General features: G+C 70.4%; 18 protein-coding genes. 10 read left to right on the forward strand and 8 right to left on the reverse strand.

Annotated features, from left to right (window positions below; all coding sequences use genetic code 11):
• Positions 1 to 55 precede the first annotated feature (55 nt).
• Positions 56 to 616, forward strand: a complete 561-nt coding sequence (locus KFLA_RS19995) for a GNAT family N-acetyltransferase (RefSeq protein WP_237706545.1) — start codon at positions 56 to 58, stop codon at positions 614 to 616.
• A gap of 20 nt (positions 617 to 636) precedes the next feature.
• On the opposite strand, the gene KFLA_RS35740 is transcribed toward KFLA_RS19995, so the two are convergent.
• Both KFLA_RS35740 and KFLA_RS20005 read right to left on the reverse strand, forming a co-directional pair.
• Positions 637 to 1,833 (reverse strand): ATP-grasp domain-containing protein, encoded by a 1,197-nt coding sequence (locus KFLA_RS35740; RefSeq protein WP_012921630.1) that lies wholly within the window; start codon positions 1,831 to 1,833, stop codon positions 637 to 639.
• On the reverse strand, positions 1,830 to 2,999 hold the full coding sequence (locus KFLA_RS20005; RefSeq protein WP_012921631.1) for a PLP-dependent transferase: 1,170 nt from the start codon (positions 2,997 to 2,999) through the stop codon (positions 1,830 to 1,832). Before KFLA_RS20005 ends, KFLA_RS35740 begins: the two co-directional genes overlap by 4 nt.
• Positions 3,000 to 3,305: 306 nt before the next feature.
• On the opposite strand from KFLA_RS20005, the gene KFLA_RS20010 reads away from it, so the two are divergent.
• Positions 3,306 to 3,767 (forward strand): GFA family protein, encoded by a 462-nt coding sequence (locus tag KFLA_RS20010; protein ID WP_012921632.1) that lies wholly within the window; start codon positions 3,306 to 3,308, stop codon positions 3,765 to 3,767.
• Between the two features lie 57 nt (positions 3,768 to 3,824).
• Here the strand turns inward: KFLA_RS20010 and KFLA_RS20015 are convergent, their stop codons facing one another.
• Positions 3,825 to 4,670, reverse strand: a complete 846-nt coding sequence (locus KFLA_RS20015; RefSeq protein WP_012921633.1) for an alpha/beta fold hydrolase — start codon at positions 4,668 to 4,670, stop codon at positions 3,825 to 3,827.
• Positions 4,671 to 4,742: 72 nt separating this feature from the next.
• Between KFLA_RS20015 and KFLA_RS20020 the strand changes: the two genes are divergently transcribed.
• Positions 4,743 to 5,381, forward strand: coding sequence for a TetR/AcrR family transcriptional regulator (locus KFLA_RS20020; protein WP_012921634.1), 639 nt, complete (start codon positions 4,743 to 4,745; stop codon positions 5,379 to 5,381).
• Positions 5,382 to 5,454: 73 nt separating this feature from the next.
• Here the strand turns inward: KFLA_RS20020 and KFLA_RS35750 are convergent, their stop codons facing one another.
• A complete protein-coding gene (locus KFLA_RS35750; RefSeq protein WP_012921635.1) occupies positions 5,455 to 6,048 on the reverse strand; it encodes a TetR family transcriptional regulator in 594 nt (197 codons plus the stop codon).
• Positions 6,049 to 6,093: 45 nt separating this feature from the next.
• Between KFLA_RS35750 and KFLA_RS20030 the strand changes: the two genes are divergently transcribed.
• The 4 genes from KFLA_RS20030 to KFLA_RS20045 all read left to right on the forward strand — a co-directional run bounded on the left by KFLA_RS20030 (position 6,094) and on the right by KFLA_RS20045 (position 9,774).
• Positions 6,094 to 7,404, forward strand: coding sequence for a M14 family zinc carboxypeptidase (locus tag KFLA_RS20030; RefSeq protein ID WP_012921636.1), 1,311 nt, complete (start codon positions 6,094 to 6,096; stop codon positions 7,402 to 7,404).
• A 122-nt stretch (positions 7,405 to 7,526) separates the two neighbouring features.
• On the forward strand, positions 7,527 to 8,078 hold the full coding sequence (locus tag KFLA_RS20035) for a hypothetical protein (RefSeq protein ID WP_012921637.1): 552 nt from the start codon (positions 7,527 to 7,529) through the stop codon (positions 8,076 to 8,078).
• A gap of 114 nt (positions 8,079 to 8,192) precedes the next feature.
• Positions 8,193 to 8,810 carry an FMN-binding negative transcriptional regulator gene (locus tag KFLA_RS20040; protein WP_012921638.1) on the forward strand — a complete coding sequence of 206 codons (618 nt, stop codon included), beginning with the start codon at positions 8,193 to 8,195 and terminating at the stop codon, positions 8,808 to 8,810.
• 85 nt (positions 8,811 to 8,895) lie between these two features.
• Positions 8,896 to 9,774: an alpha/beta fold hydrolase gene (locus KFLA_RS20045; protein WP_012921639.1), complete on the forward strand. Its 879-nt coding sequence runs from the start codon at positions 8,896 to 8,898 to the stop codon at positions 9,772 to 9,774.
• Between the two features lie 41 nt (positions 9,775 to 9,815).
• On the opposite strand, the gene KFLA_RS20050 is transcribed toward KFLA_RS20045, so the two are convergent.
• Positions 9,816 to 11,249 (reverse strand): amidase, encoded by a 1,434-nt coding sequence (locus tag KFLA_RS20050; protein ID WP_012921640.1) that lies wholly within the window; start codon positions 11,247 to 11,249, stop codon positions 9,816 to 9,818.
• 81 nt (positions 11,250 to 11,330) lie between these two features.
• Between KFLA_RS20050 and KFLA_RS20055 the strand changes: the two genes are divergently transcribed.
• A complete protein-coding gene (locus KFLA_RS20055) occupies positions 11,331 to 11,918 on the forward strand; it encodes a TetR/AcrR family transcriptional regulator (protein WP_012921641.1) in 588 nt (195 codons plus the stop codon).
• Here KFLA_RS20055 and KFLA_RS20060 read toward each other — a convergent pair.
• Positions 11,915 to 12,466, reverse strand: coding sequence for an AAA family ATPase (locus KFLA_RS20060; protein WP_041290294.1), 552 nt, complete (start codon positions 12,464 to 12,466; stop codon positions 11,915 to 11,917). The two genes, KFLA_RS20055 and KFLA_RS20060, sit on opposite strands and share 4 nt — an antisense overlap.
• A gap of 2 nt (positions 12,467 to 12,468) precedes the next feature.
• Positions 12,469 to 15,630, reverse strand: a complete 3,162-nt coding sequence (locus KFLA_RS20065; RefSeq protein WP_237706546.1) for an ATP-binding protein — start codon at positions 15,628 to 15,630, stop codon at positions 12,469 to 12,471.
• Here KFLA_RS20065 and KFLA_RS20070 point away from each other — a divergent pair.
• Positions 15,611 to 16,351 (forward strand): SDR family oxidoreductase, encoded by a 741-nt coding sequence (locus tag KFLA_RS20070; RefSeq protein WP_012921644.1) that lies wholly within the window; start codon positions 15,611 to 15,613, stop codon positions 16,349 to 16,351. The two genes, KFLA_RS20065 and KFLA_RS20070, sit on opposite strands and share 20 nt — an antisense overlap.
• Before the next feature lies 1 nt (position 16,352).
• Positions 16,353 to 16,811 (forward strand): nitroreductase family deazaflavin-dependent oxidoreductase, encoded by a 459-nt coding sequence (locus KFLA_RS20075; protein ID WP_012921645.1) that lies wholly within the window; start codon positions 16,353 to 16,355, stop codon positions 16,809 to 16,811.
• Between the two features lie 9 nt (positions 16,812 to 16,820).
• Here KFLA_RS20075 and KFLA_RS20080 read toward each other — a convergent pair whose 3' ends face one another.
• Positions 16,821 to 20,669: an RICIN domain-containing protein gene (locus KFLA_RS20080; protein ID WP_148256674.1), complete on the reverse strand. Its 3,849-nt coding sequence runs from the start codon at positions 20,667 to 20,669 to the stop codon at positions 16,821 to 16,823.
• Positions 20,670 to 20,871 lie beyond the last annotated feature (202 nt).

The following is a 20,871-nucleotide window of genomic DNA, read 5'->3' on the forward strand; positions in this document are numbered from 1 at the left end:
TGGCGACACGCTTCGAGGGCGTCCGGCATACTGCGGAGTTGTGCAGACACCGTTGGTGGTTCGTCCTCTGGATGCCGAGACCTGGCCGGCGTTCGCCGCTCTGGTCGAGGCGAACAACGGGGTGTGGGGCGGTTGCTGGTGCATGGGCTTCCACGTGAAGCTCGGCAAGGGCCGCACCGCGGAGCAGAACCGGAACGACAAGGAGCAGCGGGTGCGCGAGGGCACCACCCACAACGCGCTCGTGTTCGACGGCGAGCAGTGCGTCGGCTGGTGCCAGTTCGGTGCTCCGCAGGACCTTCCCGAGATCAAGAGCAAGCGCCTGTACGACAAAGGCCTGACCACCCTGCCCGACTGGCGGATCACCTGCTTCTTCACCGGCAAGGGACACCGTGGCCGAGGCGTCGCGGCGGCCGCACTGGCCGGTGCCCTGGACCAGATCGCTCAGCGCGGCGGCGGGATCGTCGAGGGCTATCCCGAGGAAACCGACGACCGCAAGGTCGCCGGTTCGTTCCTGCACACCGGCCCGATGGGCGCCTTCGAACGCCTCGGCTTCACCCGGACCCGCCCGATCTCCCCTCACCGCTGGGTCGTCACCCGAACCGTCGCCCCGGCCTGAGCCCCGGCGCGCGGGATCGGTCAGTGCGCCACCGTCCCGGCCGGCGCGACCTGGGGAAAGCTCGCACACACAACCGCTGCGGCCGCCTCGGCCTCCTCAGCGGTGGCACCGCGGCTCAGCACATAGCCCAGCCGCCGGTGGTACGTCGTCGGCTCCCACCGGAAGCGAACCACTCCAGGTGGCACGACCATCTCGGCCGTCGGCGGCTCGGGGAGACCTGCGGCGAACATCGCCGCGTCGCCGTGCAGGAATCGGATGCACGCCGCCCCGGTCCCGCCGGCCGGGTGGTCGCCGTCCGGCTCGCCGACCGCATCGAGCAGCGTCTGCCGCAGGACGTTGCGGCCGGTGGACAGCTGCAGCAGCTCCCACAGCCGGTCCCCACCGAGCCGGCGGTTGACCTCGACAACTGCCGGTCCGTCGGACGTGAGAATGAGCTCGACATGGGTCGGACCGTCGGTGTGACCGATCGCCCGCAGCGCACGGACCGCCTCGGTGCTCACCGCGCGCAGCTCGGCAGCCGCCAGCCTGGCCGGCATGATGTGCCCGGTCTCGACGAAGTGCGGTGGGCCGGAGTTGAGCTTCTCGGTCACCATCATCACGTCGTGCGCCGCGTCGACCGACCGCAGTTCAACGCTGTACTCGCGGCCGGTCAGCAACTCCTCGGCCAGGACCCGCCCCAGCCCCGCGTCGGCCGCCCAGCGCCAGCCGCGTTCCACGTCCTCCGGCCCGGCGACTGCGAAGACGCCGAGACTGCCGTTGCCGGCGACCGGTTTCACGATGATCGGATAGCCGTACTGCGTGCCGAACTGCCGCGCCGCTGCCGGATCAGGGCAGATCCGGTTCCGGACCGGCCGGCATCCGCCCTGAGCGAGCAGTACTCGCTGGCCGGCCTTGTCCTGACCACCACCGGTCGCAGGGTCTGGTACGGACCTGATACCGAGCCGACGTGCGATCGCCTGCACCGCGGCCAGCGCGAACTCGCCGTACCCGGCGACCACGTCGACCGGATCCACCGATTGGATGCCCTCAGCAACTTCCAGGATCCGCTCGCGGTCGCTCCACGGCGCCGCGGCGAACCGGTGCGCGCAGCGCGCGTACGGCGTCAGGTCGCTCCCGCCCGGCATGTCGTCGAGCTGGAGCAGCGTCACTCTGGCCGGCAGCCCGACGAGCTGGGCGGCAAGCTCCGGCCAGGCACCGACCAGGAGCAGATGGGTCATCCGGTCACCCCGTGCGCGTTCGGCGCCGCGTAACTGTGCACGCTGACCGGCAGAGCGGCATCCAGAGCTCGCCTGATGTCGGTCACCAGATCCTGTGTGTCCTCGCACCCGGCCGAGATCCGCACCAGTCCGTCCGGCACCCGCAGGTGCGGCCAAGCACCGATGTCGTTGGCCGTTGTCTGCAAGCCGCCATAGCTGGTCGCGGCACTGACCAGGCGACTGGACCGCAGGAACCGGTGCAGGTGGGCACGATCCGGCAGCTGGAAGGTCAGCAGTCCGCCGCCCAGCTTCATCTGACGGTCCGCGATCGCCCGCTGCGGATCCCTCGCCGATCCGGGCCAGCGCAGGCCGGCGACCTCCGGCCGGCCAGCCAGCAGCTCCACCAACGCGGCCGCGTTCGCGTTCTGCCGGAGCAGCCGTACTTCCAGGGTCCCGATCGAGCGGTGCGCGAGCCAGCAGACGAACGGCGACGGAATCCCGCCGTGCAGGTGGCGCCAGTGACGGATGGTTTCGATCAGCTCGCCGTCCCGGCCACTGACATGACCGAGGATCAGGTCGTTGTGCCCGCAGACCACCTTGGCATCACTGGACATCACCAGATCGGCTCCCAGCGCCAAGGGACACTGGCCGAGCGGCGACGACACCGAGTTGTCCACCGCGACCAGGGCGCCGGCGGCGTGCGCCACCCTGGCCGCCGCGCGCACGTCGTACAGGTCGAGCAGTGGGTTGCTCGGAGACTCGAGCACGACCAGCCGTGCACCGACCACCGCGGCGCGCAACTCGTCCACGCCCGCCAGCACCTGGACGGTCACCCCCCGGTCGATCAGCTGGTCGGAGATCTGCCGGGTCTCGTAGTACGTGCCGCCCTCGAACAGCACGAGTTTGTCGCCGGGCCGGAGCAGACCGAGCAGCACCGCGGAGACCGCGGCCATCCCGCTGTTGAACACCACGCTGCGGCCCTGGTCGAGCGCGCCGAGTGCCACCTCGAGGCGGTCCGCGGCCGTGTGCCCCCAGCGGCCGTAGATGGTCGGCGCCACGTCGTCGAGGTCTTGGTGATACGCGGTCGCGAACTCCGGCGACGGGCTCAACGGACCCGCCAGCTCGAACTCCGGCATCCCGGCGTGAACGCACTGGCTCCCCGCCTGCAGTGCAGCGTCAAAGTCCACTTCGATCCCCTCCGCGACAGACAGGTCACCCTCCGGAGCGAGACGTTAACCGGTTCACGGTCGCTCGACCAGACTTCGCACGTCCTTTTCTGCAGGGCCGCGCCCCGTCTGGTCGACCTTTCTGTCCTGGTCGAAGCGTTCGGCTCAGGGCTTGCCGCGCCGGACCGCAACGCTCGGCAGCAGTGAAGGCCGCACGAGCACAGTCAAGTGACTGATACCGGCGCTCTCACCGCAGAGGTGAGCATGGAGACCGGCAGCCGACTCAGGTGTGCCCACGGATGGCAGAGAACTCGAAGGAGCAAGGAAATGTCGGACAAGTTCACGGGACGTTGCGAGTGCGGCGCCATCACGTACGAGTTCGGCGACGAACCCGATTTCGTCGCCAACTGTTACTGCAAGGACTGCCAGCGAGCCTCCGGCGGTGTGATGGCCACCTACTTCAGCGTCGCCTTGGACGACTTCACGCTGCTCAGCGGCAGCCCTCGTTCCTATCCCTACGTGGCGGACAGCGGGAACACGCTGGAACGGTCCTTCTGCCCGGACTGCGGCGCTCGGCTCTTCAACGAAAGGCTTTCGGGGTTCCCGGGCCAGCTGTTCGTGATGCTCGGCAGCCTCGACGAGCCCGAACGGATCAAGCCGCCGATCATGGAGATTTTCACCGCGCACCGCATCTCCTGGACCGCCGCGCTCGACGTACCGCAGTACCGGGCTCGGCCCGACGCCGACCCGAACGCCGCCCAGGACCGCATGCCTGGAGGTTGCGGCTGAACGTACTACCGACGGTTTGCGGCCGGCGCGTCTGCCCGGGGAGGCTGTTGCCAGCAGTCAGGCCGGGCAGGTGACGAAGTCGGCGATCAGGTGCGCGAGACGCTCGGGCTGGTCGAGCGGGACGAGCGTGTAGGCGTCATCGACGAGCGCCACCTCGGCGTGCTTGAGTACGCGAGCAAGTCGCTCGGCGTGCTCCACCGGCATCACCCGGTCCTGCGCAGCCCACACGATGAGGGCCGGCCCGTCGAATCGATGCAGCTGCGCGGCGGCGTCGACGAGCTGACGGCGGTTCACGGCCTTCATCATCTTGCCGATGTCACGCCGCACGCGACGGTCGGCCGCGAACGCGTCCAGCCATCCGTCGAACACCGCGGCCTCGATCGGTCGCTTCGTCATCCAGCCGAAGGTCATCGGCAGACGACGCAGAGCGGGTATCCGCAGCATGGCGAGCGACAGCCGCAAACCCCCGGGTACGGCGCCGGCGACCGCCATCGTCCGGCCCGGCAGGCCGGGCGGGAAGTTCTCGAACGCGTCGGCCGAGACCAGGACGAGCCGGTTGACGAGAGCGGGGTCGTCGGCCACCAGCAGTTGCGCCAGGGCGCCGCCGGTGTCGTTGCCGACCAGCGTCACGTCCTGGAGCGCCAGGGACCGGATCAGCTCGCCGACCAGCCGGGCGATGGCCGCCGGGCTCTGGTCCGCGTGCTTGGGTCGCGGCACACGGTGCGCGCCCAGCGGGAGCACAGGGACGATGCAGCGTGCTCGCGGCCGGAGCCGTTCCACCACCGGCGCCCACAGGTGCTCGTCCATCAGAGCGCCGTGCAGCAGCACGATCGTGTGGTCGCCGCTTTCGGTGTCGACGTACTCGAGCGCGGAGTCGCCGAGCCGCACTTGCTTCCTGTCCATCGCTTCCGCTCCTAGTAATCCGTGGATTACGGCTAATGTAATCCACGGATTACCCGCGAGCAAGGAGAGCGTGTGGAACCGCAAGGACCGAGGCAGCCCGACGGCGGGACCCGTGAGCGCCTGCTCGCGGCGGGCCTGCGGCTTTTCGCCGAGCGAGGCTTCGACGCCGTCAGGGTCGGCGACATCGAGCAAGCGGCCGGCCTGGTCCCCCGGCGCGGCGCGATGTATCGCCACTTCAAGAGCAAGGAAGCCCTGCTGGCGGCGGCGGTCGAGTCGCACCTGGTGTCGGTGGCCGAGGCTCGTGCGCAGTACGCCGGCGACAGCGAACGCTTCGTCGCGAGCGCCGAACAACTGGGTGCGTTCGTGCTCGCGGAGATGGACCGCCAGCAGCTCATCACCCACGTCCTGGAGCGGGACGGCAACCGCTTGGTCGAGCTGCGCGACCGCTTCCGGCAGGACGTCTCCGACGCGGGCTACCGGGCGATGACCGAAGTCGTTCGCGCATGGCTGTCGAGCACCCGCCCGGCCGTCGACGCCAGGCTTGCCGACGCAGTCGCCGTGCACCTGCTGGGTGCGATGATCAACGCCCGCCGCTCGACCTGGACCCTCGGCGCACCGCCCTTCGGACTCACCGACGCCGAACTCGTCACCGCATGGGCAGCGCTGTGCGAGGGATGGGTCGCCGGCCAGAGCGCGACCGACACCGCGTGACCAGAGCGGTCGTGGAACCGGTGGAGTGAGGGGACGGGTCGATGGGGGCGAGCCGTCGTCGCCGCGCTTCCGCCTACCGACCCGCTGGGACCGAGCGGCCGAGAACGGCGCAGGCCGCCGCCAGGTCCTCTGTGTCGTCCGCCCAGAGGCCGCGCTGAACGAGACCGCGGGCAAGCGCGACAGCCAGGGTCGCCACTCGCCGCGCGTCCTCGGCGCCCAGGCGGGACCCATCGCTCGCCGGCCGGTCGACCAACGCCGCCGCGAGGAAGTCGGCGAGCGCGTCGCCGTCGGCGCGCAGCCGGTCCCGGACGGCGTCGTCGTGCAGCGCGAGGGCGAGGAGCTCCACCTCGAACTGGTAGAGCCGCCGGGCCCCCTCGGCACGCGCCGACGCCGCCATCGCCGCTCCGAACCGGCGAAGCACCTGCTCGACCGACCCGTCGGCGGGCAGGTCGAGCTCCTCGGTCGCCTGGGCGCGACACTCGGCGATCGCGGCGTAGAAGAGCTCGCGCTTACCGCCGAACGCCGAGTAGACGGCCCCGGTCGACAGGTCCGCCTCGGCGGCGATGGCCTCGACCGTGGCGGCCCGGTACCCCTGGCCCGCGATCAGGTCGACCGCGGCCGCGATCAGCGCCTGCCGGTTGCGCTGCTGGAGCTCGCTGCGCTTCATCGATCCCCTTGAGATAATCGCATAATCTGAATAACGTCATTATCCATGAACATCAACGACCTGCTCGGTCAGGTCTCCAGGTATCCCTCGTTTCCGGGCCCGGACGAGGTCGACCGCCGCCTGCTCGCGTTGGCCGACCGGCATCCGGAGTCGGTCCGGCGCCGCCGACTCGGCGTCTCCCGGCGGGGCGAGGAGATCCACCTCGTCTCCGTCGGCGCGGGCCGGCACCAGGCTCTGGTGGTCGCCGGCCCGCACGCCAACGAACCCGTCGGCTTCCTGACCGTGCCCTCCCTGGCCGAGCTGCTCTGCTCCGAGACCAGCGCCTTGGGCCCGCTCGCGGCCGACTACACCTGGCACTTCATCGGCTGCATCGATCCCGACGCCGCCCGGCTCAACGAGGGCTGGTACGCCGGGCCGTTCACCCGTCGCCACTACGCGCGCAACCTGTACCGCCCTCCCCTGACCGAGCAGATCGAGTGGAGCTTCCCCGGCGACGGATCGGGTGCCGACGCTCCACCGGAGAGCAGGGCGCTGATGCAAGCCATCGACACCATCCGCCCGGACCTGCTGGTTTCGCTGCACAACGGCGAGTTCGGTGGAGTCTTCTACTACCTGACGCGCGAACTGCCAGGTCTGGCCGAAGCTCTCACCGAGCTCGACGTCGGCATCCCCTTGCACCTCGGCGATCCGGAGCTCCCCGGCGCGCGGCCCATCGCACCCGGCGTCTACCTTGCGCCGACCGCTGCGGACGTGAACACCGCCGTGACCACCACCGGCACGTCCAGCCTCGACTACGCGGCTCGGCACGGGACGTTGTCCCTCGTCGTCGAAGTGCCGCTCTGGTCGGATCCCCGCAGTTGCGATCTCACCGGCAGCGGCATCCCCCTCAGCGACGTACTGACCGAGGCCGCGGACCTGCTCGACGGCGTACCGGCCGCCATCGGGTCTCGGCTGGACCCGGCGACAACGAGCCTGGCCGCGCCGACCTCACCGTTCGTACGTTCGGTCGCCGACGTACGCCGGACCGTCGCGGGCCTCGCCGCCGCGCTGCGCGGCCACGCCGGCGACCAGCACCGCGAAGCCACGACCGCGGAGTGGTTCGGCTGGCAGCAGACGGCGCACCTGTTCCGCCTGCGCGGCTGCGGAACCGCTCTGCGACTGCTCGACGGCGAACTTGCCGTCGGCAACCACTCCCCCGCCGTCCGGCAGGCGCACGAAGAACTGAGCGCACTCTTCGACCAGTGGGCGTCCGCAGCCGATGCGACAGCACCCGACCATCAGATCCCGCTGACCAACCTGCTCCGCGCACAACTGGCAGCCATCCTGACCACGGCCACCTTTGTGGCCGTGGTATGAGCAATTGACTGCAGTGCAGCCGATCCGGCTTCGAGCGGTCCGAGCCGGATTCTGGTGAAAGGCATCTGAAAGCGGCATTCGCCAGGCTTCCAGCTGGACGTCAGCCTCACGGAGGGAATGCCATGAATGCTCGCAACAGGGCGGCCCGGACGCGTCGCCTGCCGGCGACGATCGCCTCGGCGCTGCTGGTCACCGCGACCTTGACCGGCGGCGCCACAGCGGCCGGTGCGCACGAGGGAAAGCAGGCCGGAAGGTTCTGCGTCGTCGAGGTCGGCAAGTCGGTCGACGGCGGTTTCTCGCCGGTGAAGTCGCAGACCTGCAGCGACGACCCGGCCTCGTCGGTCTTCAGGGCGGCAGCTGCGCCCGACGTGCTGCTCATGGAGTGGTTCTGGAACGCGTACAACAACCCGCCGAAGATCACCCGCATCATCGTGTCGGCGTCGGACGGGCCCTGCGACTCGTCGGGCTACCGCCTGCGGCCGAACCTCATCTGGGACAACGAGATCTCCGGCTTCAACGCGTACAGCCAGTGCCACCGGGTGACCCTGTACGACGGCTACAGCTCGAACGGCGACTCGGCGTACTGGTTCGACGGGACGCACGACGGGCCCAAGGTCGGCTATGTCGGAGCGCACATGAACGACCGGACCAGTTCGATCTGGATCCGCTACTGACCCCCCGTCCGCGACGCAGCACCGGGGAGGAGGCCGGCTCGACTCCGCCGGATCGCGGATCGAGCCGGCCGGTGAGGTGTCCCGGACCTCGGTGGTTGGGCGACGATAGGGCGCATGTACATCCCCAAGCACTTCGCCGCGGACGATGCCGTCGTCCAGGATCTGCTGGTCAACCATGGTGCCGCCGACCTGGTCACCAGTACGCCGGACGGGCTGCTCGCGACCTTGCTGCCGTTCGTGTACGACGCCGAGGCCGGGGCGCTGCTCGGGCATCTGGCGCGCAACAACGAGCAGTGGCACCGACCCGTGATCGGGGAGGCGCTGGCGATCGTCACCGGTCCGGACGCCTACATCTCACCGTCCGCCTATGCGTCCAAGCGCGAGCACGGGCGGGTGGTTCCGACCTGGAACTACGTGACAGCCCACGTGTACGGGACCCTGGTGGTCTATGACGATCCGGCCTGGCTGGAGACCCTGGTCCGGCGCCTGACAGCCAAGCACGAAGCCGGCTCCGCGCAGCAGTGGTCGGTCGACGACGCACCGGCGAAGTTCATCGACGGACAGTTGCGCGCGATCGTCGGGGTGGAACTGGTGATCAGCCGGATCGAGGCGAAGGGCAAGCTGAGCCAGAACCGGTCCGCGGCCGACATCGACGGGGTGATCGCGTCACTCGAGGACCGAGGCGACCTCGCCTCCGCCGCCGCAGTACGCGCCGCGAAGCCGGGCGACTGAGTGAGCAACTCCCGGGGTTCCAGCAACCGGTGTCAACCCCCCTTGCGGTGGAGCCCGTCGGCCGCCTCGTGATTTCCTGTCGAGCGTGAACTCCTGGAACGAGCGGATCGAGCACCACCGCGCCCACGTGAACGATGTGCAGCTGCACTACCTGCTGGCCCGGTCGACGACACCGGTCGATGAAGCCGTCGTCCTGCTCCATGGCTGGCCACAGACCTCGTACGCCTGGCGAAAGGTGATCCCCGGACTGAGCGCCCGGTACGACGTGGTCGCGCCGGACCTGCGAGGTCTCGGCGATTCACAGCGCCGTGGTCCCTACGACAAGACCACCCTCGCGCGGGATGTCGCCGAGCTGGTCGAGCAGCTGGGGCACCGCCGGATCCACGTGGTGGCGCACGACATGGGAGCGACGGTCGGTTACGCCCTCGCCCATCAGGAGCAGCAGCGGGTGGCATCGCTCGTCGTGCTGGAGATGCTGCTGCCCGGCTTCGGCCTGGAGGAGGCGGCGTCTCTGCGGGAGGGAGGCACGACGTTCTGGCACCTTGCTTTCCATCTCGCCGAAGGTGGGCACGCCGAAGCCCTGACGCAGGGCCGCGAGGCGACGTACCTGCACCGCTTCTACACCGACAGCCTCTACGACCCGACCTCCCTCACCGCCGAGGACCGCGCGCACTACCTCCGCGCCTATGAGGCGCCGGGTGCCATGCATGCCGGGTTCGAGTGGTACCGCACGCTGTTCGACGACGCGCGCGACAACAGGCGACGGGTGCAGGAGCGCCTTCTGGACATCCCCGTCCTGGCCATCGGGGGCGCCCACCGGATGGGCGATCGAGTCCGCGAATCGCTGGCTCAGGTCGCTCGATCGGTCCAGGGCGAAACCTGGGAGCACTGCGGCCACTATCCGCACGAGGAACAACCCGAGCGTCTGGTCACCCGGCTGCTGGAGTTCTGCCCGGAGTCTTAGCCGTCCTCTTCCCGCCTTCGTGCCGACGCCGGGCCCGGAGGTCACGACCTGCCCGCGTGCACCGCCGGCGTCCGGTCTCGCCACGGCAGGGCCCGCTCCAGCTGACCTGCCAGCCGGAGCAGTAGGTCCTCCCGTCCAGCACCGGCGACGAACTGCAGACCGACGGGTAGACCCGACGCCGGGTCCTGGTGCAGCGGCAGCGACACCGCCGGGACGCCGGCGATGTTCGCCGGTGTCGTGAACGGCGAGCGGTCCAGCAGGCGTCCGATCCACCCGAACCCGTCGAGACCCTCGATGTCCGCGCTCAGGGCACCGACCGGCAACGGCAGCTCGGGCAAGGTCGGGGTGAGCAGCACGTCGTACTCCGCGAACCACTGACCCAGAGCGCGGGTGGCCCGGTCGCGAGTGGCGAGCGCACCCGCGAGCTGGGGACCGGTGGTGGCCCGGCCGGCTGCGTGGACGAGCAGCGTCTGCGGCTCGAGCGTGCTCCCGTCGACGGGCCGACCGGTCGCCGCGGCGAGCGCGTCGATCTGGGCGGCGAGGTTGCTGGTCCAGATCACCGCGTTGGCGTCGACGAACTCCGGCCACGCCACCCCGAGCGGCGGTGCGCCCTCGTCGACCCGGTGGCCGAGCTCATCGAGCAGAGCCGCGGTGGCGCGAACGGCGGCAACGACCTCGGGGACGGTACGCACCCCGCCCCAGGCGTGAGTCATGACACCCACGCGCAACGACCCGGGGTCGCGCGCGACCTCCTCGCGGTACGGGCGGGCCGGCGGTTCGATCCGGTACGGATCACCCGGCGCGTGACCGGCGACCGCGTCGAGCAGTACCGCGGAGTCACGCACGCTGCGGCTGATGCCCAGCTGCACGGCGAGTCCGCCCAGCACCTCCCCCGCGTCCGGCCCCAGCGACACGCGCCCGCGGGTCGGCTTCAGCCCGACGAGACCGCAGTACGCCGCCGGGATCCGGATCGAACCGGCGGCGTCGGTGGCGTGCGCGACGGGCACCATGCCGGCCGCGACCGCGGCAGCCGCACCCCCGCTGGAGCCGCCGGCGCTGCGGTCGAGCGCCCACGGGTTGCGGGTCACGCCGTACAGGGCGGACTCGCTGCTCACGCTCGCGGCCAGTTCCGGGCTGGTCGTCCGGCCGAACGTGGCGAGGCCGGCCTGGCGGAAACGGCTCATCAGGGTGGAGTCGGCCGGGCTGACGTACCCCGCGGCGAGCCGGCTACCGAGCTCGGAGCGCCGGCCCGCTACGGCGACCCCCACATCCTTGACCAGGAACGGCACTCCAGAAAGGGGGCCCTCAGCAACGGCCTTCGCCGGCCAGGTCTCCACGACGGCGTTGACCACCGGGTTGACCTTCTCGACCACCGCAGCCGCGGCCTGCATCGGCTCGTCCGCCCTGAGCTCCCCACGCCGCACCAGCTCGGACAGCCCGACCGCGTCGAGGCTCACGTACTCGTCGAGTTCCATCTCTCTCCTCCCATCGCGATACCACTCAGTATCATGCGATACCAATGAGTATCACACGGCACCACCGAGTACCATGGCGAGGTGACGCACGCAATCAGGCCCGACCGGGTGGCCACCCTGCCGCCCCGGGAGCGCATCCTCGACGCCGCCGAGGAGCTGTTCGAGCGCGAGGGAATCAAGAACGTGACCGTGCAGGCCATCGCCGAGCGCGCGAGCACCACCAAGATGGCCGTCTACCGGCACTTCGACACCAAGGACGCCCTGGTCGTCGAGTGGCTGCGAATCCGGGCGGCCACCTACCGAGCGGCCTTCGACGCGCACGAGGCGGCGCACCCGGACGACCCGCGGGCCCAGATCACCGGCATCGCCCGGTGGGTCGCCGACCGTCTCGGCGCCGCGTCGCACCGCGGCTGCGTGTTCGTCAACTCGATCGCGGAGCTGCCGGATCCACAGCACCCGGCGCGCCGCCTGATCGCCGAGCACAAGCGCGCACAGGCCCGGCGACTCGTCGAGCTCTGCACGCGAGCCGGCGTACCGGACCCTGAGCAGGTGGCCGCCGAGCTCACGTTCCTGCTCGAGGGAGCGGAGGTCACCGCGCAGAACGGCAGCATCGAGGAGGTCGGAGACCGGCTCGTACGGATGGTCGGCGCTCTCCTGCAGCGCAGCTAGCAGCGCAGTGCGGTCGCCAGGAGTTCGTACGTCTCCTGCACCGCACCGGCTCGGCTGCGCACGACCACCGCCTCCGGACGGAGGCGCAAGATCTCCACCAGGTTGTCGTACATCGCGCCGAGCAGCACGGAGCCGCCGCGCAGCGCGACAAGGCGGTGGTGATGCTGAACCCAGTGGTCGTCGGTGTCCCGCGCGCGGTCGTCGAACCGCTCAGCCGCTGCCTCCCGGTCGTCGAGCAGAACGACCTCGCGAAAACTCGCCCCGTTCGCGCGGGCGAGATCCTCGAGTGCGGTGATCTCGTCGAGCTGCGCGTGATACTGAGGCAGGACAACGTCATGGCCGTCGCGGAGGTGGCTCTCGGCCATCACCCGCACGAGGGGCCAGACGAGCTGCCACGTTCGGTTCTGCTCGTCCTGCCAACCGCCGATCAGACGGTGCACAACGTCGACGTCGAGGTTGAGCGCTCCGGCGTGCCGGTCGACGTGGAGCGCGGCCAGGGTGGACTTCCCGATGCCGGGCGGGCCGTTGAGGTGAATCAGTTGTGCCACGGTCACAACCTATGGTCCGTGGGCTGGCTCTGCAGCAGTATTCCCGCCCGGATGCGGTCGACGTCCCTGCGTTCGGCGGGCGGTAGCGGTGCTCCGGTGGACTCCCGCATCCGGGTCGCCGCATCGAGCAGATCCTCCGCACGGTCGGGTTGTGCCGCGATCAGGCAGGCGCCGGCGAGTCCTTCCAAGGCGAGCGCGATCGCTCGCGGGTCGCCGGTACGCCGGGCCGCGGCGAGCCCCTCGGTGTGGAGGTCCAGTGCGGTGTCAGCCTCCTGGCGCTGCTCGGCCGCGAAGCCGAGTTCGGCGAGGATCAGCGCCGCGCCGTTGTCCGCCTCGAACCGTCGGTTCCACTCCAGCCACGGCCGGAGCAGGGCTTCGGCCTCCGCGAACCGCCCGCGCCGACGCGCGGACAGCGCGAGGCCGACTTCGGCGAACTCCTGGCCGGCGGGATCGCTGTGCTCGACGGCCAACGTTCGTCCCCGCTGGTGCAACTCGTCGGCGCGCGTGTGGTCGCCTTGCAGAAGGGCCATCCGGCCCAGTTCGGACCAGCGCAAAGAGACTTCCGGCCACAACGCCAGCTCCTCGGCGAGCTCGGCTCCTTCACGGTGCCACACCGTCGCCGCGGGGTAGTCACCCGCGATCTCGGCGAGCCTGCCGAGCACGGCGCCGGCCTGGATCCGGCCCCAGCGGTCACCGGTCTCGCCGAACACTGCGAGGCTCCGTTCAGCGTCGGTCGCGGCGCTGTCCAGCTCACCCCGGACGTAGCGTTGCAGGGCGCGGACGCTGAGGGCGGCCGCAATTCCCCAACGGTCGCCGAGGCTCTCGAACTCGGCCAGCGCCGCGCGGATGAGCGCCTCTCCGACCGCCGGGTCGTCGTACCTGGTGGTCGCGTAGCCGAGAAACCAGCCCGCCATCGCACGCTCGTGGGGGTCGGTGACGGCGTCGTGAAGGTGGGCCGCCGCGTGGCCTTCCGTGCGCTCACCGCTGAGCAACCGGAATCCGGCGTGCCAGGCAGCAAGTACCGCGTTGTCCTCCGGCACCGTTGCTCGCAGCGCCTCACTCAGCCTGCCCCGGAGGAACCAGTACCACACCAGGGCCCGCGCCAACTGCGGTCGGAACCGGTCGTCGGTGAGTGCGCGGCGCAGGTTGCCGGTCTCGGTGTCGAGCCGGCGCAACCAGCGCTGCTGGTCCGGCCCACACAAGTGGCCGGCGGCCTCGGCTGCGAACGAGGTGTAGTACGTGGCGTGCTCGTACTGAAGCCGGTCCCGCTCTTCCGAGGCCAGTTGCTGCTCGCCGTAGGCAGCGACCGACTCCAGCAACCGGTACCGCGGTCCGTCGGCGGTGTGCGTCACGACGACCAGCGACCGGTCGACCAGGCGGGCCAGCAGGTCGAGCACCTGGGAAGGGTGCACGCCGTCGCCGGAGCACAAGGTTTCCGCGGCGTCGAGGGAACAGCCGTCGGCGAAGATCGCGAGTCGGCGCAGTACCGTCTGTTCGGCCGCGGTCAGCAGTTCCCAGCTCCAGTCGAGCACCGCGCGCAGCGTGCGCTGGCGTGGTGGTGCGTCACGCGGCCCGCCGGTGAGCACGGCGAACCGGTCGTCCAGGCGTTCGGCGAGCCCGGCCGTGCCCAGCACGCGGATCCGGGCCGACGCCAGCTCGATGGCGAGCGGGATCCCGTCGACACGGCGGCAGATCATGGCGACGGTCCCGGCGTTGTCGGCCGACACCGAGAACCCAGGGGACGCCGCCGCTGCGCGCGCGGCGAAGAGCTGCACGGCGCCCGACCGGAGTACGTCGGTCGGCGGTGCACCCGGTGACGGGATGTCGAGCGGCGGCACTTCCCACAGGTGCTCCCCCGAGACGCCGATCGCCTCCCGGCTCGTCGCCAGCACCCGCACGCCCGGCGCTGACAACACCTGGGGTACGAGCGCGGCGACCGGCTCGGCGATGTGCTCGCAGTTGTCGAGGACGAGCAGCAGTTGCCTTCCACGCAACGCGCCGGCCAACCGCTCGGCGTACGGTCGCGAGTGGTGCGCGCCGTCCCGGATGCCGAGCGCTGCGGCAACGAGATCGGCCACGCCGTCCAGGGTGGCGTCTCGCGGCAGCCCGGCCAGTTCGACGAAGCACACCTCGTCCTGCGAGCGAGCCACCTCGAGCGCGAGCCTGGTCTTGCCGACCCCGCCCAGGCCGGTCAACGTCACCATGCGATGGGTGCCGATCAGCGTGCGCACCTCAGCGACGGCGCCGTCCCGGCCCACCAGCGCGGTCGGCGACGCGGGCAGCGGTGCGGGCGGCGGGACGAGCGACAGCTGTTGCCGCGATGGTGCCGACGGTTCACCGCGCAGGATGTCCTGGTGCAGCGCCGCGAGTTCGGCGCCCGGATCGAGCCCGAGCTCGTCGCGGAGCAGGCGGCTCAGCTCGCGGTAGCCGTCGAGGGCCTCGGTGGTTCGCCCCGCGCCATGGAGCGCGCGCAGCTGCGCGGCACGCAGACGCTCCCGCAGCGGATGCTGCTCGACGAGGTGGCGCAACTCGCCGGCCAGCGCGGCATGGTCGCCCAGCCGCAGCCGCGCCTCGGCGTAGTCCTCCCAAACCACGAGGCGCTGCTCCTCCAGGGCCGCCGCGGCGGCGCGGGCGAAGGGCTCGTCGGCGAACCCTGCGTACGCATCGCCACGCCACAGGCCCAGCGCCTCGTCCAACAGCGCGGCCTGCCGCTCGGCGGCGGTCCTCCGTCGCGCCCGGCTGCCGAGCTCGGCGAACCGGCCACTGTCCACGGCGTCGAGCGGTACGTTCAGCAGATAGCCCGGCGGGCGACGTACGACGAGGTCGGTGCCGATCGCGCGACGCAGCCGGGACACCGCGGTCTGCAAGGCGTTCGCGGGATTGCTCGGGAGTGCGTCGCCCCACAGGTCGTCGACCAGCCGGTCCGCGGACACGACCCGTCCCGGGGCAACCAGCAGACGTGCCAGCAGAACCCGAACCCTTGCCTCGGGCACCACCACCGGATCACCGTCCGGCGTCCACACAGTGAGCGGCCCCAGTACCCCAAAACGCATGCGTTCACAGTAGCCGCCAGCGAACCTACAGCAGACCGACAGCACCACCGGACAGAGTCGTCGCATCAACGACGAAACGGAGCGAACCACAATGAAGAAGGCAGTAGTCACCGGTGGCACCCACGGCATGGGTCTTGCGATCGTCCGGGAGTTGCTCGCCCGCGGCGCCGAGGTGGTCTTGACCGGCCGCAACGAGCGCAACGTCGAGGAGGCGCGGACCGCGCTCAAGGGCGAACCGGCGCACGTCGTACGGTCCGATGCGGCCAGCCTGGCCGACATCGCCGCGCTCGGCGACCTGGTCGGCGAACGACTCGGCCGGGTGGACTACCTGTTCGTGAACCACGGCATCGCCCAGTTCGCCGAGCTGGCCGACGTGACCGAGGAGGGGTGGGACCGGCACTTCGCAGTCAACACCAAGGGCACGTTCTTCATCGTGCAGCGGCTCGCCCCGCTGCTCAACGACGGCGGCGCGGTGGTGTTCACCACCGTCGCCAACGATGTCGTGTTCCCCGGGCTGTCGGCGTACTCGGCGTCGAAGGAGGCGATGCGCGCGTTCGCGCACGTCCTCGCCGTGGAGCTGCTTCCCCGCAAGATCCGGGTGAACAGCGTGGCGCCGGGCTACATCAAGACGCCGACGATGGGGGTGGCGGACCTGACCGAGGAGGAGCGCAGGGAGTTCGAGCGGCAAGGCGACGAATCGACCCCGCTGCGCCGCAACGGCACCGTCGAGGAAGTCGCCGCCGCGGCGCTCTTCCTGGCCGAGCAGGCCACGTTCACCACCAACGTCGAACTGGCGGTCGACGGCGGCTTCGCCCAAGGGCTGGGGCACTGAGATGGCCGACTCGACAGCCGAAGTGTTCGACAGCCCGGACCCGTCGGTCGCCGAGCACGTCCGCCGGTACCTCGCCACGAACGGCGCGAGCGGCTACCTCGAGGGCGGCGTCACCAACCTCGTACTCACCCATCGCGGCCGCACCAGCGGAAAGCTGTACCGGACCGGGCTCTTCTACGGTGAGGACCACGGGCGGTGGGTGCTGGTGGCCTCGGGCTCGGCGATCACCCACACCCACCCGCAGTGGTACCTGAACCTGGTCGCGAACCCCGAGGTCGGCGTCCAGATCCGCGGCGAACGCTTCCTCGCCCGGGCCAGGACCGCCGAAGGTGCGGAGAGGGACCGGCTCTGGCGCCTGATGGTCGACCTGGCCCCGGTGTACCGAACCTATGAGGCCCGCAGTGACCGAACCATCCCGGTGGTCGTGCTAGAACGCGTAGCATCCGAGCCGGCCGGGTAGCCACTGCCGCTAGGAGCTGGTCAGCTTCCAGCGTTGGCAGGCGCCTTGCCAGTACTCCCAGACGTTCATCGAAGTGGTCGTCGTGTCGACGCAGCCAGGCACGTCCAGCACCATGCCGGACTCGGTCTGCTGGATGGTGTGGCTGCCGTCGGCGGCGGGTTCCACCCGCCAGGTCTGGCACTCGCTGGCATCGAGGTCGAAGGCAACGACCTGGCCACCGCGCAGCTGCGAGCAGCCGGCGACCTGGATCGCCTTCTGCGACGCCGGGTCGACGATCTGGTAGACGTCGTCGCCCAAGGGCTTGAGCTGCCAGCGCTGGCACTCGGCGTTCGACCAGTTGCCGACCCGGACGGCGTTGGAGCCGTCGCAGTTCGTCAGGTCCAGCACGTAGTCGCGCTGGGAGTCGTTGATCGTCGTCATCGTGCGGATCTTGTACCGGCCGTCGAGCTGCGGTGAGTTCAGAGCCGCGCGGACGACCCACTGCTGGTCGGCCAGTTCCGCGCAGGCACGCTGGACCAGGTTCCCGCCGTTGGCAACACCGCCGCTGATCCCGCCGCACTTGCCGCTGTGCGCGAACTTGATCCGGAACACGGCGTCGTAGCTGCTGCCCTCGACGTACTCCAGCAGCACCTGCTGGTTACCGGTCCCCTGGCACGTCGCCTGCACGATCGCGGCCTCGTCCGCCGAGCTCGCGTTCGCCACGTCGAGACACTTGAGGCCGTTGCCCCCGTTCGCGTGCGCCGGATGCAGCTCGTACTGCTCGGTGCCGGCGACCGGCACGATCCGGAACCGCTGGTGGAGCCCGCCGTAGCAGTCCCACTGCTGGAACACAGGGGTGCCGGTCTGGCCACCCGCCTCGACCTCCATGCACCGGCCGCTGTGCCGCGCGACCAGTTCGTAGGTGCGCGCTTCCAGGTCGAACGGCGGCGCCGTACTGGCACCGACCTTCGGTTCCTTCCACCCGGAGACGGGGGCGCTGAACGCCGTACCGGTCGAGCGGAGCTGGAACGCCTCACGGCCACCACCGGTCAGCGCGGACACCAGCGCGACGTCGTCCTTGCCGTCCTTGTCATAGTCGCCGACCTGCAGGACCGACCGGACGGCGTCCCAGCCGTCGCCGGTCCACCAGTCCTGCAGGGCGAGACCCGCACCGGTGGAGTGGAAGACCCGCAACCGGGTGCTGCTGCTGTCGTCGTAGATCGTGACCAGGTCGTCCTTGCCGTCGGCATCAACATCACCGGCGGCCGGATTGCCCTTGTCCAGGCAGTAGTCACCGGCGAAGACGGCGGACGGCGCCTCGAACCCGTTCCGGGTGGACCGGTAGGTGTCGATCACCGTGGTGCACGCCGCCGTCTTCTTCAGGACGACCAGATCGTCGACCTGGTCGCCGTCGGTGTCGCCCACCACGATCTTGCTGTGCACCCACTCCCCCGATCCGGGTGCCGTCTGCACCCACTGCACCGGTGCGCCCAGGTTGCCGCCGGGGTAGACCATCACCTGCCAGTTCCCGTTGCCGGTGTTCAGCTGCAGCACGATGTCCGCGAGGCCGTCACCGGTCACGTCGCCGGCGGCGACACGGGCCGACACGACCGTCCAGCCAGGCGTCGCGCGACTCCACACCGGCCCGCTGAGCGCGTCGTACCGATCGCCGTCGGAAATCAACAGGTACAGCCCGACCCGGTGGCCGGGCTCGTCGCGGAACATGGCGAGGTCGGCGCGACCGTCCCCGGTGAAGTCGCCTTGCACCGGCCTGGTCCGCGACAACGCGAACCCACCGCTGTTGTCGCTGTCCCAGGCAACCGTCGCGTTGGTGAACGAACCGTCCTTGCTGGTCAGGTTCCAGACCCGGGTCAGGCCCGCGCCATGGTCCAGGACCAGGTTCACGTCGGCCGCGCCGTCGCCGTTCACGTCACCGCGGACCTTGTACTTGTTCGGGTTCGCTCTGGCAATCAGCTTCCACTCGGACGGGTCGCCCGCCGTGCCCGCGTGATCGACCGCTCTGACGAACAGGGTGCGGCTGCTCGACGGAACGGTCATCGGCAGGGCCGCCGTGCCGTCCGGGCGCGCCTTGACCCGCAGTGTCAGCTTCGACCGGAGGAATCCGTACCGGTACTCGGCCACGTCGGTGTCGCCGGACGCCGGCGAGAGGTTCAGAATGCCGACCTCGCGAGCCGGCCGGCCGGGCAACCCGGAGGGGAAGTCGGTCGAGGCGATGGTCGGCCTGCCCGGTGCTTTCACGTCGATGCGGAAGAAGCACGGCGCGCTGAACGGACCGAAGGTGACCCCGTCGTCGGCGACCTTGTCGTCGCTGCGGGCGGTGTAGAAGTAGGTTCCGCCGTCGACGAGCTGCCCCGCCGGTACGGCGGACCAGCTGAACGCCGTACCGCTCCCGGTCAGCGGCGAGTCCTGGAGGTGGGCCGAGGTGTTCTCCGGCCAGCGGGCGATCTCCAGCCGGTTCGACACGTTGTCCCCGTCGGGGTCGCTGACGACCGCGGAGAACTGCGGTGTCACCGTCCCGATCACGGTCGGCGCCGCCTGGGTCCCACAGGGTCGCGGAGAGGTGAAGTTGACCCGGATCGGCATCCGCGGCGGGGTGTTGTAGGTGACGACGAGCGCCGCCGTCCCGGCCCGGAACTTCTTCCACTGCCGCTCCCCGGGGCCCTCCACCGTGAGGGACTCGTCCGGCGCCCGCAGTCCGAGCGTGATCGACGGTTCCCGGCGATCGGCGGCACCTTGCACGATCGCCTCGAGCTCCGGCGTCATGAAGCCCATCGCGAAGTCGGTCCCGCGCGCGGCGCCGCTGGCGGTCGCGACGTGCTGGAGCCAGTGGTTGCCGGTCGAGTTCCAGGTCACGCTCTCGGCGCGGCTGATCGGCCGGGTGTGCCAGAGCTGGACGGGCGTCGGCGTCGATGACGGCGTGTGCCACAGCGTGATGCTGAACTTGGCGTCGATGATCCGAGCCCCCGCGAGCCCCGTGGTGCCGAGCTGGAACAGCGACCGGTAGACGTCCCTGTCCGGCCCCCAGGCCGAGCCGACCTTCGCGCCGTCACCACGGTCGTAGTCCCAGTACGGCGTGGTCGGGTGCTCCTGGTTGACGTGGGTCCACAGGTCGCCGACGAAGCTGGTCCAGGGTGGATCGATGAGCAGCGGGAACTTGGTGTCCGGGCTGGTCAGCAGCCGCTGATCGGGCACGACGGTCAAAACCCCTCCACTGTGCTTGACCGGCATGGCCGACGTTCGTTTGGCGGCGTCCCACATCAGCGCCTGACCGGAACTGAAGACCGTGCGCCCCTTGCGGTCGGTCGCGACGGTCCTTCCGCCGGAGGTCGCCTTGATCGTCAGACCTTCGCCACGCACCGGGAACTCCAGCTGCCGCAACGCCGGGTTGAGCGCGGCGGCACGGTTCTTCACCACCAGCACCTTGGTGAATCCGGCCGGCTCGGCCCGCAGCTGCAGGTCGACCCCCGGCAGCACCTCACCGTACGTCGCGACCGGCCCTTGCAGCACCGGCCGCGGCAGCTGTCCCGGCCACCCCAGCCGGACCCGCGCGTTCTTCGTGCCCAGGGCAACCAGATCGGCGCCCGGGCCACCGCCGGACAGCTCCAGCCCGGTCCCGCTCATGGCGGGCCGGACCTTGCCGCCGGCACCGAACCGCAGCGTGTGGTCGACCGGCGCCCACCCCTTCGCCGTCCGAACCCGCACCGCCTGCGCGTGCTGGACGAGGGTGTGGTGGCCGTTCGGATTGACGAAGACCTGACTGGTTTCGGTCCGTGAGCCCTCCACCTCCACCGGCTTGCCGGTACGCCGGGCATCGGCGGCCGGACCCTGCAACGGCCCCTGCAGCGGACGCTGTTCCACGGCCGGAGTCGGGGCGACGGCCGGATCGGCCGCAGCGGGTGCACCGGTGAGACCCAGTGGGAGCAGGAGCAGTGCGGCCGAGACGGCCAGGGTTCGAAGCGATCCGGGACGGCGCACGGACGGTCTCCCTCAGCGTGAGGCGGGACGAGGACGGCAGTCACGCTGACATCGGCCGGGGAGCCGGGGAAGCATTACACAATTC

The organism is Kribbella flavida DSM 17836 (genome assembly GCF_000024345.1).
Lineage (GTDB): Bacteria > Actinomycetota > Actinomycetes > Propionibacteriales > Kribbellaceae > Kribbella > Kribbella flavida.

Excerpts from the sequence above, each read along its gene's own strand:
- KFLA_RS35740 (WP_012921630.1), bottom strand. The coding sequence starts at position 1,833 with ATGACCCATCTGCTCCTGGTCGGTGCCTGGCCGGAGCTTGCCGCCCAG.
- KFLA_RS20010 (WP_012921632.1), top strand. The coding sequence starts at position 3,306 with ATGTCGGACAAGTTCACGGGACGTTGCGAGTGCGGCGCCATCACGTAC.
- KFLA_RS20015 (WP_012921633.1), bottom strand. The coding sequence starts at position 4,670 with ATGGACAGGAAGCAAGTGCGGCTCGGCGACTCCGCGCTCGAGTACGTC.
- KFLA_RS35750 (WP_012921635.1), bottom strand. The coding sequence starts at position 6,048 with ATGAAGCGCAGCGAGCTCCAGCAGCGCAACCGGCAGGCGCTGATCGCG.
- KFLA_RS20030 (WP_012921636.1), top strand. The coding sequence starts at position 6,094 with ATGAACATCAACGACCTGCTCGGTCAGGTCTCCAGGTATCCCTCGTTT.
- KFLA_RS20035 (WP_012921637.1), top strand. The coding sequence starts at position 7,527 with ATGAATGCTCGCAACAGGGCGGCCCGGACGCGTCGCCTGCCGGCGACG.
- KFLA_RS20040 (WP_012921638.1), top strand. The coding sequence starts at position 8,193 with ATGTACATCCCCAAGCACTTCGCCGCGGACGATGCCGTCGTCCAGGAT.
- KFLA_RS20050 (WP_012921640.1), bottom strand. The coding sequence starts at position 11,249 with ATGGAACTCGACGAGTACGTGAGCCTCGACGCGGTCGGGCTGTCCGAG.
- KFLA_RS20070 (WP_012921644.1), top strand. The coding sequence starts at position 15,611 with ATGAAGAAGGCAGTAGTCACCGGTGGCACCCACGGCATGGGTCTTGCG.
- KFLA_RS20075 (WP_012921645.1), top strand. The coding sequence starts at position 16,353 with ATGGCCGACTCGACAGCCGAAGTGTTCGACAGCCCGGACCCGTCGGTC.